Source organism: Mycobacterium hippophais, from assembly GCF_027529605.1.
Taxonomy (GTDB): domain Bacteria; phylum Actinomycetota; class Actinomycetes; order Mycobacteriales; family Mycobacteriaceae; genus Mycobacterium; species Mycobacterium arseniciresistens.
Genome location: NZ_JAPZPY010000002.1, coordinates 34504 through 49069 on the forward strand (window position 1 = coordinate 34504; position 14566 = coordinate 49069).

Sequence of the window (14566 nt, forward strand, 5' to 3'; positions counted from 1 at the left end):
TCTAGCAAGTCAGACCGGCCGGCGGGGCCTGCTGATCGACGAGGAACCGGAGGGTGGCCGTGTCGACGCACGCGTCGCCGTTGAACACCACGGTGTGTTGGGTCCCGTCGAAGGTGATCAGCGACGCCTGCAGCTGCCGTGCGAGCTCGACGCCCGCCTCGTACGGCGTCGCCGGATCACGGGTCGTCGACACCACGACGACCTTGCCGGGACCGGGGCTCACGGCCGGATGCGGCGTCGACGTCGGCGGCACCGGCCACATCGCGCAGATGTCGCGGGGAGCGAACCCGGTGAACGACCCGTAGGCCAGGAACGGCGCGGCCTGGCGGGCCTGCCGGTCCACGTCGGCCCACACCGCAGGGTCGGTCGGGTATGCGGCGTTCACGCAGCGGATCGCCGTGAACGCGTCCTGCTGATTGGCATAGTGACCCGCGCGGTCACGCTTCTGGTACTCGTCGGCCAGCACCAGAAGGTCACCCGGATCGGTGCCGCGGGCCAGACCGAGCAGCCCGCTGGTCAGGTAGGGCCAGAAGCGCTTCGAGTACAGGGCGCTGCCGGTGCCGGTGATGGCGTCCTGGTAGCTCAGCCCCCGCGGGTCCGAGGTCGGGGCGGGGCGCTGCGCCAGTGGGTCGACGAGTTGGTGGTAGCGGTTGACGAACTGGGCCGGATCGGTGCCCAGCGGACACCCGGCCGACTTCGCGCAGTCGGCGGCGTAGGCGTCGAACGCCCGCTGGAATCCGGCGAGCTGGCGCAGGTTGCGGGTGGTCGGATCGAGGCTCGGGTCGACCGCCCCGTCGAGCACCATGGCCCGCACCCGCTCGGGGAACTGTTCGGCGTAGCCGGCGCCGATCTCGGTGCCGTAGGAGAACCCGAGATAGTTCAGTTGCTGCTCGCCGAGCGCGCCGCGGACGGCGTCCATGTCTCGCACCGCGGAGGCGGTGCCCACGCCGGCCAGGAACTGCGCACCCATCCGGTCGAGGCACTGCTGAGCGAGCCGGCGGTAGAGCCCCTCGATGTGCGCGACGCCTGCCGGGCTGTAGTCGGCCATCGGCTCGCGGCGGTAGGCGTCGAACTCCGCGTCGGTCCGGCACCGCAGTTCCGGTGTCGAATGGCCGACGCCGCGCGGGTCGAAACCGACCAGGTCGAACCGCCGGCCGATCTCGGTGTCGGCCAGTGCGGCGCCCATGCCGGCGACGGTGTCGACGGCCGAGCCGCCGGGGCCGCCCGGATTGACCATCAGCACACCGATGCGCTCACCACGGGCCGGGACGCGGATGACCGCCAATTGTGCTTGCGCCGCTTGCGGATTCGCCGCGTCGTTCCAGTCGACGGGTACCGCCACCCGGCCGCACTGAGCGGTCGGAATGCGGCTGACGTCGCCGAGCATGTCGGCGCAGCCACCCCACACCGGCGGCTGCCCGTAGGCCTGGGTGGCCTGGCCCTCGGGGCTGGCGGACGCGGGCGCCGCACCGGGAGCGGGAAGCATGACGAGCACGAGCGCAGCCGCCAACGACCGCCGCCCGACCCGCCACATGGCGCTCATGGTCGCACGGCCGGCCGCGGCAGGTCTGCCGCCGGTACGAAACGGTGACCTGGCTGTGACCCGCTCAGCTGCAACGGGTGTCGGCCGGTGGCACCGTGACGTCCACCAGGTAGGTCGCCGCGATGTCGTCGACGCAGCTGTTGCCCTGGAACACCACGGTGTGCTGGGTGCCCTCGAACGTCACCAGCGTGCCGCCCAGCTGGCGGGCCAGGTCCACCCCGGCCTGATACGGCGTCGCCGGATCGTTCGTCGTCGACACCACCAGGACCGGCGGCAGCCCGCTCACCGAGATCTCGTGCGGCTTGCTGGTCGGCGGCACCGGCCACATCGCGCAGGTGCCCAGCGGTGCGTTACCGGTGAAGTCGCCGTAGCTCATGAACGGCGCCACCTCGCGCAGCCTGCGGTCCTGCTCGACGATCTTGTCGCGGTCCTTCACCGCCGGCTGGTCGACGCAGTTCACTGCCACCCGGACGTCGGTCGAGTTGTTGTAGTGCCCCGTCGCGTCGCGGCGCATGTACAGGTCGGCGAGGATCAGCATCGTGTCGCCACGGCCCTGCTCGAGCTCGGTGAGCCCGGAGGTCAGATGCCGCCAGAGATTCGGCGAGTACAGCGTCATGATGGTGCCGACGATCGCGTCGCTGTAGGAGAGGCCGCGCGGATCGTCGGTCTTGGCGGGCGTTTCGACGAGCGGGTCGACCAAGCTCTTGTACACCTCGACGGCCTTGGCCGGGTCGGTGCCGAGCGGACAGTCCGGCGCCTTGGCGCAGTCGGCGGCGTAGTTGTCGAACGCCTGCTGGAACGCCGCCGCCTGGCGGATGTCGGCCTCGATGGGGTCGGCGTTCGGATCCACCGCGCCGTCGAGGATCATCGCCCGCACCTTCTCCGGGAACGCCTCGGCATACGCCGACCCGATGCGGGTGCCATACGAATACCCGAGATAGGTCAGCTTCTCGTCGCCGAGCGACTCCCTGATCGCATCGAGATCGCGTGCGACGTTGGCCGTTCCGATGTTGGCCAGGAAGTTCTCACCCGACTTGTCGACGCACCGCTGGATGAACGCACGGGTCTCGTTCTCGATGTGCTCGACGCCTTCGGGGGTGTAGTCGACCTGCGGGTCGGCCCTGAGCCGGTCGTTGTCGGCGTCGGAGTTGCACCACACCGCGGGCGTGGACGAGGCGACGCCGCGCGGATCGAAACCGACCAGGTCGAACCGTTCGCGGACCGAGTCCGGGATCGACGGCAGCGTCGACACCGCGGCCTCGACGCCCGACTCCCCCGGCCCGCCCGGGTTGATCACCAGGGAGCCGATCCGGTTCGGGCCGGTGGCCTTGAACCGGATCATCGCCAGCCGCGCGACGTCACCGTCGGGCTTGGAGTAGTCCACCGGCACCGACAGCAGACCGCACTCGGCGCCCGGCGGAATCCGGGAATCGCCCGCCGGCGCGGAGCCCTGGCACAGCACCCACTGCACCGGTGTGCCCGGCCGTGGCACGGCGAGGACCGCACGTCCGTCGACGACGTTGCTGCAGCCCGCCACCAGGAGCAGGGCCGCGGCGGCCGCAACGACCCCCATCCGAAGTCTCATGGCTCCACATGCTGCCATGACCGCCCATCGGTGCTGGCGAGGCGGCTGCCGGGCGAGTTCAGCGCGTGGCGTCGAGGAGCTCGTCGAGGGCAGGCGCGAAGTCGTCGGCCATGTCCCACAGGTCGGGCAGCAGTTCGGGGCAGGACACCAGGCCGACGTCGAGCTTGCCGTTGAGCGACATCACCGTGATGTTCAGCGCGGCGCCGTGGAAGACCGGACCGATCGGGTACATCGCGCCGACCTCGCACCCCAGGTAGTAGAGCGGCACCTGGGGCCCCGGGACGTTGGACACCACCAGGTTGAGGACCGGACGGGCCCCGGACAGCCGGCTCGCGGCGTAGACCCGCATCGCCGCGCCGAACACCGCGGGGGCGGCGAACTGGGTCCAGTCCTGCAGCAGCGTCGCGCCGATCGCCGAACTGTGCTGCTTGGCAACGGAGTTGGCCTCGGAGATGGCCTTGATCCGCTCCAGCGGGTTCTCCACGTTCGTCTCGAGCCGGGAGAACATGCCCGACACCTGATTGCGGCCCGGCCGGTCGGACTTGTCGTGCACCGACACCGGCACCATCGCGATCAGCGTGCTCTCCGGTAGCTGTCCCCGGTCGAGCAGGAACTTGCGCAGCACCCCCGACACCAGCGCCATCACCACGTCGTTGAGCTTCACCCCGAAGTGGTTCTTGACCTTCTTGACGTCGTCGAGGTCGAGCTGGGCGAACGCGATGTTGCGGTGGCCGGTGACGTTGGCGTTGAAGGGCGTCTGCGGCGCGGCGAACGGCGCGGCCATCGACTGCCCGGCCCGGGCGCGCTTGACGGTGTCGAGCACCGTGTTGACGGTGCTCGGCAGCGCGTTGACGAACTTGAGCGGCCGGGTGGCGAACTTGATCGCGCCGTTGACGGAGATCTCCAGTTGGTTCCCGCCGCCGACGCCCTGCACGGGCTCGGGGTCGGCCGCGTCGGGTTCGGTGCTGCACAGCTGAGACATCAGGCTGGCGCCGGTGACACCGTCGACAGCGGCGTGGTGCACCTTGGTCAGCACCACGAGCTTGCCGCCCTCGCGGGCGTCGGCGCCGTCGATGCCCTCGATCACCCACTTCTCCCACAGCGGCCGGGCGCGGTCCAGCGGCAGGGAGGCGATGTGGCCGAGGATCTCCGACAGCTCGAAACGGCCGCCCGGCGGCGGCAACCCGATCCGGTGCAGGTGCCGGTCGACGTCGAAGTCCTCGTCCTCCACCCATACCGGGTGGTCGAGGTTGAACCGGCTGTCGGCGAGCTTCTCCCGGAACTGCGGCATCGACTCGATCCGTTTGGACAGCGCGTCACGCAGCTTGTCGAAGGTGTAACCGCCCGGCATGGTCGTCGTGTCGAGTTCCAGGATCGAGCAGACGTGCAGCAGCTGCTGTGCGGTTTCGAGGTACAGGAAGCTGGCGTCGAGTCCGCTTAGGCGTTGCATGTGGCCAGCGTAGGGGCCCCAGATGCCGCCGTTGTGAGAAAGTCCACTTGAGCCGGGGTTCACCTGGCGGGCCCCTGGTGGCACACTGAACTGGTCAACCGAACCCGGGGACCCTGATGGGCCTCGAGGATCGAACCGACCACCACAAGGGACAACGATGTCTGAGCAGACTGTCTACGGTGCTGCCGCGGGAACAGCCGACGGCGACTCACAGCCCAAGCCCCGGACCAAGGTCCGCACGCACCAACTGCACAAATGGAAGGCCGAGGGCCACAAGTGGGCCATGCTGACGGCCTACGACTACTCCACCGCCCGGGTCTTCGACGACGCCGGCATCCCGGTGCTCCTGGTCGGCGACTCGGCCGCCAACGTCGTCTACGGCTACGACACGACGGTGCCGGTCTCCGTCGACGAGCTGATCCCCCTGGTTCGCGGCGTGGTGCGGGGCGCACCGCACGCACTGGTCGTGGCCGACCTGCCGTTCGGTAGCTATGAAGGCGGCCCGACGCAGGCGCTCGCGACGGCGACCCGCTTCCTCAAGGAGACGGGTGCGCACGCGGTCAAACTCGAGGGCGGCGAACGCGTCGCCGAGCAGATCGCCACGCTCTCGGCCGCAGGCATCCCGGTGATGGCGCACATCGGCTTCACCCCGCAGAGCGTCAACGGCCTCGGCGGCTTCCGGGTGCAGGGTCGCGGCGACGCGGGCGATCAGACGATCAACGACGCGATCGCCGTGCAGGAGGCCGGCGCGTTCGCCGTCGTCATGGAGATGGTGCCCGCCGAGCTCGCCACCCAGATCACCGGCAAGCTGACCATCCCCACCGTCGGGATCGGCGCCGGACCCAGCTGCGACGCACAGGTCCTGGTGTGGCAGGACATGGCCGGCCTCACCAGCGGCCGGACCGCCAAGTTCGTCAAGCAGTTCGGCGGTGTCGGCGACGAATTGCGCCGCGCGGCAACCCAGTACGCCGACGAGGTGGCGTCCGGGACGTTCCCCGCCGAGGAGCACAGCTTCTAGGCGAACTCCGGGCGGCGCTTGGCCAGGAAGGCGTCCACTCCCTCGCGCCCGTCGGGCGAGTCGGCGCGGTCGGCGATCAGCCGGCCCTCGAGTTCCATCTGCTCCTCGAGGCTGCTCTTCAACGAGTTCAACAGCAGCGATTTGACGGCGCCGCCCGACCCGCGCGCGCCCGCCGCCACCTTCTCGGCCAGACCGGCGGCGCGCTCGCCGAGTTCGGCGTCGGGCACCACGTCGGTGGCCAGGCCCCAATGCACTGCCTCCGCCGCGGTCAGGGTGCGGTTGGTCAGCATCAGCTCCTGGGCCTTGCGCAGCCCCACCAGGCGGGGCAGGTAGTACGACGAACTTCCGTCGGGGCTCAGCCCCACCTTCGTGTAGGCCATGGTGAAGGTCGCCGACTCAGCGGCCAGCACGAGATCACCGGTGATCGCCAGGCTGAACCCGGCGCCCGCGGCGGTGCCGTTGACGGCGGTGATGAGCACGGCGTCAGTGCGCGCGAACGTGGAGATGGCCCGGTGCAAGTCATCGGCGACGCCCTTGATGTAGGCCCCTCGGCTGGGCGCCGAGGCGAACGACTTGAGATCGCCACCGGCGCAGAAGAACCGTCCCGAGCCGGTGAGCACCACCACCTTGACCGCTGTGGTGTCGCAGCGCTTGGCGGCGTCGGCCAATTCGCGAGTCATCGTGTCGTTCATGCCGTTCGCGGCGTCGGGCCGGTTCAGGGTGATGCGCGCGACGGCGCCGTCCTGGCTGAAGGTGATGGCGTCGTATTCGGTCACACCCGGGACTGTATCCGCGGCGCCCGCCCCGCGTGGCCGCCGGTCGCTTGGAGCGATTGGTTCACCTTCGTGTGGCATTGTGGCCACCTGCCGTTCAGACCTGCCTTCGCCCCCGAAAGGACAATGCACCTATGGCCGACAGCTCCGCCGGGGCTCAGAAGGGTTCGAAGAAGACGTCGCGTCACACCGAGGTCGAGCGCAAGTTCGAGGTGACCGAGTCGACGGTGTCGCCGTCGTTCGCGGGGTTGTCCGCGGTGTCGCGCGTGGAGCGGTTGCCGATCCAGCACCTCGACGCCGTCTACTTCGACACCCCGGGCCGCGATCTCGCGGCCCATCGCGTGACGCTGCGCCGGCGCACCGGGGGCGAGGACGCGGGTTGGCACCTCAAGCTGCCCGCCGGGCCGGACGCCAGGACCGAGGTCAGGCAGCCGCTCGACGACGCCGACACCGTGCCGGAGTCATTGCGCGACGTGGTGCTGGCCATCGTGCGGGACAGGCCGCTGGCGCCGGTCGCGCGCATCTCCACGCAGCGGACGGTCGACCTGCTCTTCGGCCCCGACGACTCACCACTCGCCGAGTTCTGCGACGACCAGGTGACGGCGACCGCCGGCGAGGACGGCGACGAACAACGTTGGCGGGAATGGGAACTCGAACTCGCCGAGGGCGCCGTCGACGACGGGCGCGCGGGCGCGGAGCTGTTGGACCGGTTGGCCAACCGGCTGTTCGACGCCGGCGCGACGCCCGCCGGGCACGGATCGAAGCTGGCTCGCGTGCTCGACACGTCGGGCGACGAGCCGGCGGACACCGACGGTGACGGCGACGGGCGTGCGGTCGATCCCATCCACGCCGCGGTGGCCGAGCAGGTGGACGAGCTCGTGGTGTGGGACCGCGCCGTACGCGCCGACGTGTACGACTCGGTCCACCAGATGCGGGTGGTGACCCGCAAGATCCGCAGCCTGCTGCAATCGGCGGAAGGCGCGTTCGGCATCTCCGACGACGCGTGGGTCCTCGAGGAGCTCAAGCAGCTCGCCGCAGTCCTGGGCGTCGCCCGCGATGCCGAGGTGCTCGCGGAGAAGTACGAGGAGGCGCTGGCCGGACTGCCGGCCGAGCTGGTGCGCGGACCTGTCCGCGAGCGGCTGGTGGAGGGCGCCAAGAAGCGCTATGACGCCGGGCTGCGGCGGTCGCTGATCGCGATGCGCTCGCAGCGCTACTTCCGTTTGCTCGACGCGCTCGACGGGCTGGTCGCCGCGGAACCGCCGGCGCCCCGGCCCGGTGAGGAACTCGCGCCGGTCTCCATCGACTCGGCCTACAAGAAGGTCAAAAAGGCCACCAAGGCGGCCAGGGCCGCCGCCGAGGACGACGATCTGGAGCAGGCCGAACAGGACGAGGCGCTGCACAAGATCCGCAAACGCGCGAAACGGCTGCGCTACACGGCCGCGGCGACCGGTGAGAGCAAGGTGGCCGAACGCGCCAAGGCGGTTCAGTCTCTGCTGGGCGACCATCAGGACAGCGTGGTCAGCCGGGTGCACCTGCACCAGCAGGCCGATGCCGCGCACGCCGCGGGCGAGGACACCTTCACCTACGGCCTGCTCTTCGCCCACGAGGACGCCGTCGCGAAGGAGGCCGAGGAACAGCTCGGCGACGCGCTCGACAAACTGCACAAGGCGGTCCGCAAAGCCGACTGATTCGCAGCCGTGCTGCGGCGGGGGCGGACGAGCTGGCCTGTAAGCCGGATTCTGTTCCCGGTCGGTGAGACCGGGCGGCGACCATCCATCTGGACACACCGTTGCCGGGTGCCTCGAGCGGCCTACCCGCAGGCTCGGGCGAGCAGCCCTCGGGCGCCTGCGCGACCGCACCAGGTGCGGCCTTCTTGGCCTTGCTTCGGGTGGGGTTTGCCTAGCCACCCCGGTCACCCGGGATGCTGGTGCGCTCTTACCGCACCGTTTCACCCTTACCACCGCGAGGGTGGCGGTCTGTTTTCTGTGGCACTTTCCCGCGAGTCACCTCGGATTGCCGTTAGCAATCACCCTGCTCTGTGAAGTCCGGACTTTCCTCGGGCCGTATCGCTACGGCACGCGGCCGCCCGGCCAACTCGTCCGCCTCAACAAGATACTCCCCCGGGAGTAACCTCTACCGCTATGCCGCAGGTGCCGCCGGCCCGCTACCTGATGCGCGCGAAGGACCTCGTCGACGCGCGGTACGCCGAGGCGATCACGGTGGACGACCTCGCGGCGGCCGCGGGCCTGTCCCGCGCGCACTTCAGCCGCATGTTCACCAGGACGTTCGGCGAGTCGCCCCGAAGCTACCTGCAGACCCGGCGACTCGAACGCGCCGCAGCGCTGCTGCGCTACACCGACCGCTCGGTGGCCGACATCTGCGTGATGGTCGGCCTGCACAGCGTCGGGTCGTTCACCACCAGCTTCGCCCGGGTGTACGGCAGGCCGCCGGCCGCATACCGGGCCTCGCTGCCGCCCGCAGCACTGCGCGCGAGGGTGCCCAGTTGCATCCTGCGGCGCGACACCCGGCCGCAGGCGGACAGCCGGGTCAAGACAGCACACGGGGAGAAGACGGGCGGCGCGGCTCAGTCGTAGCGTCGTGCCCATGATGAGAATCGCCAGTGCCCACCTGTGGGTCCACGATCAGGAAGTCGCATTGAAGTTCTGGACCGAGAAGGTCGGAATGGAAGTGCGCGAAGATGTTTCACTGCCCGACATCGACACGCCGTTCCGCTGGCTGACGGTCGGTCCGCCGGGACAAGACGACGTGTCGATCGTCCTGATGGCGGTGCCCGGCGCGCCGGTGATGGACGACGCCACCCGGGCGCAGGTGCTCGACCTGACGGCGAAGGGGTTCGCGGGAACGGTGTTCCTCACCACCGACGACTGCCAGGGATCATTCGAGCGGCTGAGCGCGCGTGGCGTGGAATTCACCGAGGAGCCCCACCCGATGCCATACGGCATCGACTCTGGTTTCCGCGACCCGTCCGGCAACAGCGTGCGGGTCACGCAACTCGCCTAGAAGGTACGACGAACCATCGCCTCGTATCAGAAGGGTGGTGGTTCGTCGCCGGGTCGTGGTGGCGGTGCGGGGCCGATGAGTTTGTCGAGCGCTTCCCGGCGGGCGCGGCTGCGGGCTTCGCGGTGTTCGCGGTTCTGTTGGCGTTCCGCGGCGATACGGGCGGCTTTGTTCTGGGCTCGGGTGCGTTGCCGTTTCGGCATCATCGCGGTGCGTTCACCGCTTTCGTCGTCGGGTCGCGGTGTGATGACCGCGGCGGCCGTCGGGGTGCACAGGCTGGGGAACAACAGCGCCGAACCCGGCCTGGTGACATACGTCTGGCCCGCCGGGCTGGTCCAGATGACCGTCCCGTCGCACTGTTGTCGGTCGCGCCAACCCCAGAACGTCTTGATCAAATGATGCAGGCGGCACAGGCATTTCAGGTTCGACGCCTGAGTCGGCCCACCCTGGCTGTAGGGGATGGTGTGGTCGATGTCGGTGCTGAAGGCCGCCACGTCGCAGCCGGGGAACCGGCAGCCCATGTCGCGGCACCGCACGAACTCCGCCAGCTTGCGCGAGGGGGTGTAGCGGGGTTCGGGTGCGGCGTCACCAGGATGGATCAGTGGGCGGATCGTGGCCTGCTCGGCCAAGTCGGCGATCTGTTCGGGTGGCAAGATGCCGTCGTTGCGCACCAAGCTCGCCACCGAATCACTGTTGGAAGCGTGCTCGGCCGGATCCTGGGCGTCCTCCGTATCGACCTCTGCATCGGTAGCGGCCTCTTCGGCGTCAGACCCTGAATCGGCGCGGTCGTCGGGGCCGGTCACGACATGGATGACGAACGGGGCGGCGACCGCGTCCTTGCTGGGGCAGTCGGGATTGCCGCATTGGCATCCCAGGCGCTCGGCACCGCTGGATATCGCAGCGATGGCGTCGACGCGGCGTTGCCTCTTGGTGCGGGGGTCGGCCGGGCAGACGGTGTCGGCGAGCGCGTCGAGGCGTCGCTCGAAGATCTCGGCGTCGGTGATCGGCATGGTGCCACCGAAGTTGCTCATGCCGTCGAGGCCGTCGCAAAAGTAGATTTCGCGATCGTCGGCCGCTTTCTGGCGGCGCCGCACCGCATCTCGATCATGGTTAGCGATGACGCGGTCGACATACCCGCAGACCTGGCCATAGCTCAGCCGCATCAACCGGGCCGCCGCACCGGCCAGGGTGGCGTCGACGTGGGTCAAAACGGCGGGATCGGTGATCAGGGTCGTGCGCTGCAGCAGGGTGGTGACGATGTCGAGGGTCAGCTCACCGGCGCGGAACATCGCCGCGACCAACGGCAGGCGTTCACGCAGTCCGCGAGCGAGGCTGACCTGATCCTTGGCCCGCTCGTAAGCGATGTTGAGTGCGGCGCCGATCTCGACGGCCACGGCCGATTCGGTGTCCACGGCCCACTGGTCGCTGAGCTCATTCCGCTCGGACATCCGCAGTGCGTACAACTCACCGATCGCGGTCAACCGCGCCGCGGCCTGCTGGTTCTCGCGACGCGCGGCCGCCAACACCGCGGAGATCAGTTCGCGCGCGTGGACCGACTCCGGACGCGCAACGGCCAGCACCTGGTCGAAGCTTGCCTGCATCGGATCGAACATACATTCGATTATGGCAGAGGGGTACGACACGCGAATGTGCGATGTGACATCACCTCGGTCACCTCACACATCCGACTCCCCCGCCGTCTACACGGTGAGAGGAGGACGCCATGAGCATCCGGCACACCGTGATCGACAGCCCGCTCGACGACTTGACCCTGGTGGCCGACGGCGACACGCTGACCGGCCTGTACTTCCTGGGGCACTGGCCGCGACCGGCGAGGAACGGCTTCGGCCCACGCGTCGACGCGTACACCGACCCGCTGCTGGCCGAGGCGCAGACCCGGTTGGACGACTACCTGGCCGGCACCCGCACCACGCTCGATCTCCCGATCGATCCGCGCGGTGACACCGTGCAGCGACGCATCTGGGAACAGCTCACCGCGATTCCCTACGGCGCCACGGTGACGTACGGCGAGCTGGCGGATACAGCCGGCGGCTTGACGGCCCGCGAGGTCGGTCAGATCGTCGGCCGCAACCCGCTGAGCATCGTGATCCCGTGCCACCGGGTGGTGGGCAAGGCCGGACGGCTGACTGGCTACGCCGGCGGCGTCGCACGCAAGAAGCAGCTGCTCGATCTGGAGGAGCCTGCGGAGCTCAGGGCGGCGAGGCTCTTCTGATGAGCAGTGCGGTGCACGACCGTGATTGGCAGCGACGCGTCGACTCCGCCGACTGGGCGGGGGTCGCCGCCGAACTCAACGAGTTCGGCGGCGCCCCGCTGCCCGCGCTGCTCTCCTCCGCCGAGGCGGCGGAGCTACGCGGCCGGTACGACGACGACGCACAGTTCCGCTCGACGATCGACATGAGCAGATACCGCTTCGGCCGCGGCGAGTACCGGTACTTCGACCGCCCGCTACCCGAGCCCGTCGAGCAGCTCAAGCACGCGCTCTACCCCCGCCTTCTGCCGATCGCGCGCGACTGGTGGTCCCGGCTCGGGCGCGAGGCCCCCTGGCCAGACACCCTCGACGAGTGGCTTGCCGCATGCCACACCGCCGGCCAGACCCGGTCGACGGCGATCCTGCTCCGATACGGCCCCGGCGACTGGAACGCCCTGCATCGGGACCTGTACGGAGACATGATCTTTCCCCTGCAGGTGGTGATCGGTCTCAACGAGCCCGGCATCGACCACACGGGCGGTGAGTTCCTGCTGCTCGAACAGCGGCCCCGTGCACAGTCCCGCGGCACCTCGACGACGGTGCCGTTCTGCCACGGGTTCGCGTTCACCACGCGCGAACGGCCGGTGCGCTCCGCCCGCGGCTGGAGTGCCGCGCCGGTTCGCCACGGCGTGTCGACGGTCCGGTCCGGCGAGCGGTTCACCCTCGGCCTGGTGTTCCACGACGCCACCTGAGCCGCCGCCTAGTGCGCCACCCGACGCAGCACGATGACGTTGTCGAGCAGGGTCCCCGCCTCACCGTCCGGGCCGGTGGCGGAACGCTCGACCGGCTCGGCGCGAACCCGTTGCCACTCGGCGGGATCGAGTCCGATGGGGTCGATCACCTCGTCCACCGACAGGAAGCGATGCTTGCGCGCCATCTCATGTGCCCACGGCGGCACCGCACCATGGTCGACGACGATCAGCACTCCACCCGGCGCGACCGCGGCGACGGCGCGGCGCAGCACCGTGTCGCGGTCGAAGTCCAGCGGCGACTGCAGGAACTGCGCTGACACCAGGTCGAACTCACCGTCGGGGAAGCTCTCCAGCAGATCGTGACGCTGGAAGTCGATGCGCGCCGTCATCCCGGCCGCCTCCGCGGCGGCCGCCGCCCGGTCCAACGCGGTCGGCGAGATGTCTACCGCCGTCACATGCCATCCATGTTCGGCCAGCCACACGGTGTCCCCGCCCTCGCCACAGCCGAGATCGAGAGCACGCCCCGGCGAGAGCGGCTCGGCCGTCTCGGCGAGCCAGGGATTCACCCGGCCGCTCCACACCCGCTCGCGCGCGCCGTACAGCTCGTCCCAAAATTCCTGGGCCTCAGACATTCACGTGTTCCTTCCATTCGGAGACCGGCAATCCGTGGTCGTCGGCCATCAGGGTCTGCATCACCGACGCGCCGGCCAGCGATCCGGCGGCCACCGCCGCCGCGACCTGCGGCACCTGTACGCACACGTCACCCGCGGCGAACACGCCGGGCACCGACGTGCGTTGCAGGGCATCGACGGCCACCGCGTCGTCGGCGAGGGGGTGTGATTCCTGGAACCGCACGCCCAGCTGCGCCGCGAGCGGTGAACGCTGACGCAGCCTCGGGGTCACCATCAGGGCGCGCCGGTCGATGCTTGCCCCCTCGGTGAATTCGATTGCCTCGAGCCCATCGTCGACGATCCGCAGCCCCGCCACGGGCCGCTCATCGATGTGGACCCCGGCCGCGGTCAGTCGCGCGCGGTCCTCGCTGTCGAGGTCCGCCGGTCCGTCGGTGAGCACCACGACGTCGTCGCTCCATCCCCGCAACAGCAGCGACGCGTGCACGGCACGTGGTCCGCGGGCGAGCACCGCGACGGGTTGATCCCTGACCTCCCAGCCGTGGCAGAACGGGCAGTGGAACACCGACCTGCCCCACAGCCGGTCCACCCCTGTCAGCGCCGGGATGTCGTAGGACATCCCGCCCGCCAACACGATTCGCCGCGCCGTGACTCGTCGATCGTCCTGCAGCAGCAGGGTGAACCCGCCGTCGGCACGCTGGGCGTCGACCACTTCACCGGTGCGCAGCTCCACGGACGGATACGCCGCCAATTCTGCCCTGCCCGCCGCGTACAGCTCCGCGGGCGCCCGGCCGTCGAACCCGAGCAGCCCACCGATGCCGTGCGCGGAGAGGTTGCTCTGCGTGCCGGCGTCGACCACCAGGGTCCGTCGCCGCGCACGTCCCAGCACCAGCGCCGCACTCAAACCCGCGGCGCCGCCGCCCACCACCACACAGTCCCAGATCTCGTCCATGTCCCGAGGTTGCCGCGCACACCGGTCAGGTGCCAAGCTGTTTTGCCATGCAGGCAAAGACGGCGGAGGAAGACAGCGTCGACCAGCGGGTCCGGCGGCGGTTACGGGAGTTGCGGACACAGCGCGGGCTCACGCTCGAGGAGGTGGCGAACCGGTCGAGCATCGACGTGTCGACGCTCAGCAGGCTGGAATCGGGCAAGCGTCGCCTGGCTCTGGACCACCTGCCGCGCCTCGCCGCCGCACTGTCGGTGAGCACCGACGACCTGCTGCGTGCGCCCGACGCCGAGGACCCACGGGTGAAGAGCAGCTCACACACCCATCACGGGGTCACCTACTGGCCGCTGACCCGGCAGGGCCCGGCAAGCGGCCTGCACGCGTTCAAGATCCGGGTCAGCGCCCGGCGCCGCAAGCCGCCGGAGTCGCTGCCGGTGCACGAGGGGCAGGACTGGATGTACGTGCTCTCGGGCCGACTTCGGTTGATCCTGGGCGACCAGGATTTCACCGTCAAACCCGGTGAGGCGGTGGAGTTCTCGACATGGACGCCACACTGGTTCGGCGCCGTGGAGGAAGCGGTCGAGGCGCTTGCGATCTTCGGGCCGCACGGCGAGCGCCTGCACCTGCACACGTCCTGATCGGC

14 protein-coding genes and 1 other RNA gene are annotated in these 14566 nt (G+C 69.7%); 7 read left to right on the plus strand and 8 right to left on the minus strand.

Features of this window, described 5'->3' with window-relative positions:
- Window position 1: 1 nt before the first annotated feature.
- The 3 genes from O6P37_RS05945 to O6P37_RS05955 all read right to left on the minus strand — a co-directional run bounded on the left by O6P37_RS05945 (window position 2) and on the right by O6P37_RS05955 (window position 4578).
- Entirely contained in the window at window positions 2-1543 is a 1542-nt protein-coding gene (locus O6P37_RS05945; protein WP_269893209.1) for an alpha/beta hydrolase, read from the minus strand.
- A 64-nt stretch (window positions 1544-1607) separates the two neighbouring features.
- Window positions 1608-3128, minus strand: coding sequence for an alpha/beta hydrolase (locus O6P37_RS05950; RefSeq protein WP_269893210.1), 1521 nt, complete (start codon window positions 3126-3128; stop codon window positions 1608-1610).
- Between the two features lie 58 nt (window positions 3129-3186).
- Entirely contained in the window at window positions 3187-4578 is a 1392-nt protein-coding gene (locus O6P37_RS05955; protein ID WP_269893211.1) for a WS/DGAT/MGAT family O-acyltransferase, read from the minus strand.
- Window positions 4579-4735: 157 nt separating this feature from the next.
- Here O6P37_RS05955 and panB point away from each other — a divergent pair, with 157 nt between their 5' ends.
- A complete protein-coding gene (panB, locus tag O6P37_RS05960; RefSeq protein ID WP_269893212.1) occupies window positions 4736-5596 on the plus strand; it encodes a 3-methyl-2-oxobutanoate hydroxymethyltransferase in 861 nt (286 codons plus the stop codon).
- On the opposite strand, the gene O6P37_RS05965 is transcribed toward panB, so the two are convergent.
- Window positions 5593-6372 (minus strand): enoyl-CoA hydratase/isomerase family protein, encoded by a 780-nt coding sequence (locus O6P37_RS05965; protein ID WP_269893213.1) that lies wholly within the window; start codon window positions 6370-6372, stop codon window positions 5593-5595. The genes panB and O6P37_RS05965 overlap by 4 nt on opposite strands.
- A gap of 131 nt (window positions 6373-6503) precedes the next feature.
- On the opposite strand from O6P37_RS05965, the gene O6P37_RS05970 reads away from it, so the two are divergent.
- Window positions 6504-8057 (plus strand): CYTH and CHAD domain-containing protein, encoded by a 1554-nt coding sequence (locus tag O6P37_RS05970; protein ID WP_269893214.1) that lies wholly within the window; start codon window positions 6504-6506, stop codon window positions 8055-8057.
- Between the two features lie 24 nt (window positions 8058-8081).
- Here the strand turns inward: O6P37_RS05970 and rnpB are convergent.
- Window positions 8082-8467: RNase P RNA component class A (rnpB, locus tag O6P37_RS05975), an RNA gene on the minus strand.
- Between the two features lie 43 nt (window positions 8468-8510).
- On the opposite strand from rnpB, the gene O6P37_RS05980 reads away from it, so the two are divergent.
- Together O6P37_RS05980 and O6P37_RS05985 are read left to right on the plus strand one after the other, a co-directional pair.
- Entirely contained in the window at window positions 8511-8963 is a 453-nt protein-coding gene (locus O6P37_RS05980) for a helix-turn-helix transcriptional regulator (protein ID WP_269893215.1), read from the plus strand.
- A gap of 10 nt (window positions 8964-8973) precedes the next feature.
- Window positions 8974-9390, plus strand: coding sequence for a VOC family protein (locus O6P37_RS05985; protein WP_269893216.1), 417 nt, complete (start codon window positions 8974-8976; stop codon window positions 9388-9390).
- Between the two features lie 26 nt (window positions 9391-9416).
- Here the strand turns inward: O6P37_RS05985 and O6P37_RS05990 are convergent, their stop codons facing one another.
- Window positions 9417-11000, minus strand: coding sequence for an HNH endonuclease signature motif containing protein (locus O6P37_RS05990; RefSeq protein ID WP_269893217.1), 1584 nt, complete (start codon window positions 10998-11000; stop codon window positions 9417-9419).
- A gap of 110 nt (window positions 11001-11110) precedes the next feature.
- On the opposite strand from O6P37_RS05990, the gene O6P37_RS05995 reads away from it, so the two are divergent.
- Entirely contained in the window at window positions 11111-11620 is a 510-nt protein-coding gene (locus tag O6P37_RS05995; protein WP_269893218.1) for a methylated-DNA--[protein]-cysteine S-methyltransferase, read from the plus strand.
- Window positions 11620-12348: a 2OG-Fe(II) oxygenase gene (locus O6P37_RS06000; protein ID WP_269893219.1), complete on the plus strand. Its 729-nt coding sequence runs from the start codon at window positions 11620-11622 to the stop codon at window positions 12346-12348. The genes O6P37_RS05995 and O6P37_RS06000 overlap by 1 nt, the downstream gene beginning before the upstream one ends.
- A gap of 8 nt (window positions 12349-12356) precedes the next feature.
- On the opposite strand, the gene O6P37_RS06005 is transcribed toward O6P37_RS06000, so the two are convergent.
- A complete protein-coding gene (locus tag O6P37_RS06005; RefSeq protein ID WP_269893220.1) occupies window positions 12357-12980 on the minus strand; it encodes a class I SAM-dependent methyltransferase in 624 nt (207 codons plus the stop codon).
- The gene (locus tag O6P37_RS06010) at window positions 12973-13929 is read right to left on the minus strand and encodes an NAD(P)/FAD-dependent oxidoreductase (protein WP_269893221.1); all 957 of its coding nucleotides are present in this window, start codon (window positions 13927-13929) and stop codon (window positions 12973-12975) included. Before O6P37_RS06010 ends, O6P37_RS06005 begins: the two co-directional genes overlap by 8 nt.
- 47 nt (window positions 13930-13976) lie before the next feature.
- On the opposite strand from O6P37_RS06010, the gene O6P37_RS06015 reads away from it, so the two are divergent.
- Window positions 13977-14561, plus strand: a complete 585-nt coding sequence (locus tag O6P37_RS06015) for a helix-turn-helix domain-containing protein (RefSeq protein WP_269893222.1) — start codon at window positions 13977-13979, stop codon at window positions 14559-14561.
- Window positions 14562-14566: the final 5 nt, after the last annotated feature.

What these genes read in the sequence shown, in the direction of transcription:
- O6P37_RS05945 (WP_269893209.1), bottom strand. Translation starts at nt 1,543, where the DNA reads ATGAGCGCCATGTGGCGGGTCGGGCGGCGGTCGTTGGCGGCTGCGCTC.
- O6P37_RS05950 (WP_269893210.1), bottom strand. Translation starts at nt 3,128, where the DNA reads ATGAGACTTCGGATGGGGGTCGTTGCGGCCGCCGCGGCCCTGCTCCTG.
- O6P37_RS05955 (WP_269893211.1), bottom strand. Translation starts at nt 4,578, where the DNA reads ATGCAACGCCTAAGCGGACTCGACGCCAGCTTCCTGTACCTCGAAACC.
- panB (WP_269893212.1), top strand. Translation starts at nt 4,736, where the DNA reads ATGTCTGAGCAGACTGTCTACGGTGCTGCCGCGGGAACAGCCGACGGC.
- O6P37_RS05970 (WP_269893214.1), top strand. Translation starts at nt 6,504, where the DNA reads ATGGCCGACAGCTCCGCCGGGGCTCAGAAGGGTTCGAAGAAGACGTCG.
- O6P37_RS05980 (WP_269893215.1), top strand. Translation starts at nt 8,511, where the DNA reads ATGCCGCAGGTGCCGCCGGCCCGCTACCTGATGCGCGCGAAGGACCTC.
- O6P37_RS05985 (WP_269893216.1), top strand. Translation starts at nt 8,974, where the DNA reads ATGATGAGAATCGCCAGTGCCCACCTGTGGGTCCACGATCAGGAAGTC.
- O6P37_RS05990 (WP_269893217.1), bottom strand. Translation starts at nt 11,000, where the DNA reads ATGTTCGATCCGATGCAGGCAAGCTTCGACCAGGTGCTGGCCGTTGCG.
- O6P37_RS05995 (WP_269893218.1), top strand. Translation starts at nt 11,111, where the DNA reads ATGAGCATCCGGCACACCGTGATCGACAGCCCGCTCGACGACTTGACC.
- O6P37_RS06000 (WP_269893219.1), top strand. Translation starts at nt 11,620, where the DNA reads ATGAGCAGTGCGGTGCACGACCGTGATTGGCAGCGACGCGTCGACTCC.
- O6P37_RS06005 (WP_269893220.1), bottom strand. Translation starts at nt 12,980, where the DNA reads ATGTCTGAGGCCCAGGAATTTTGGGACGAGCTGTACGGCGCGCGCGAG.
- O6P37_RS06010 (WP_269893221.1), bottom strand. Translation starts at nt 13,929, where the DNA reads ATGGACGAGATCTGGGACTGTGTGGTGGTGGGCGGCGGCGCCGCGGGT.
- O6P37_RS06015 (WP_269893222.1), top strand. Translation starts at nt 13,977, where the DNA reads ATGCAGGCAAAGACGGCGGAGGAAGACAGCGTCGACCAGCGGGTCCGG.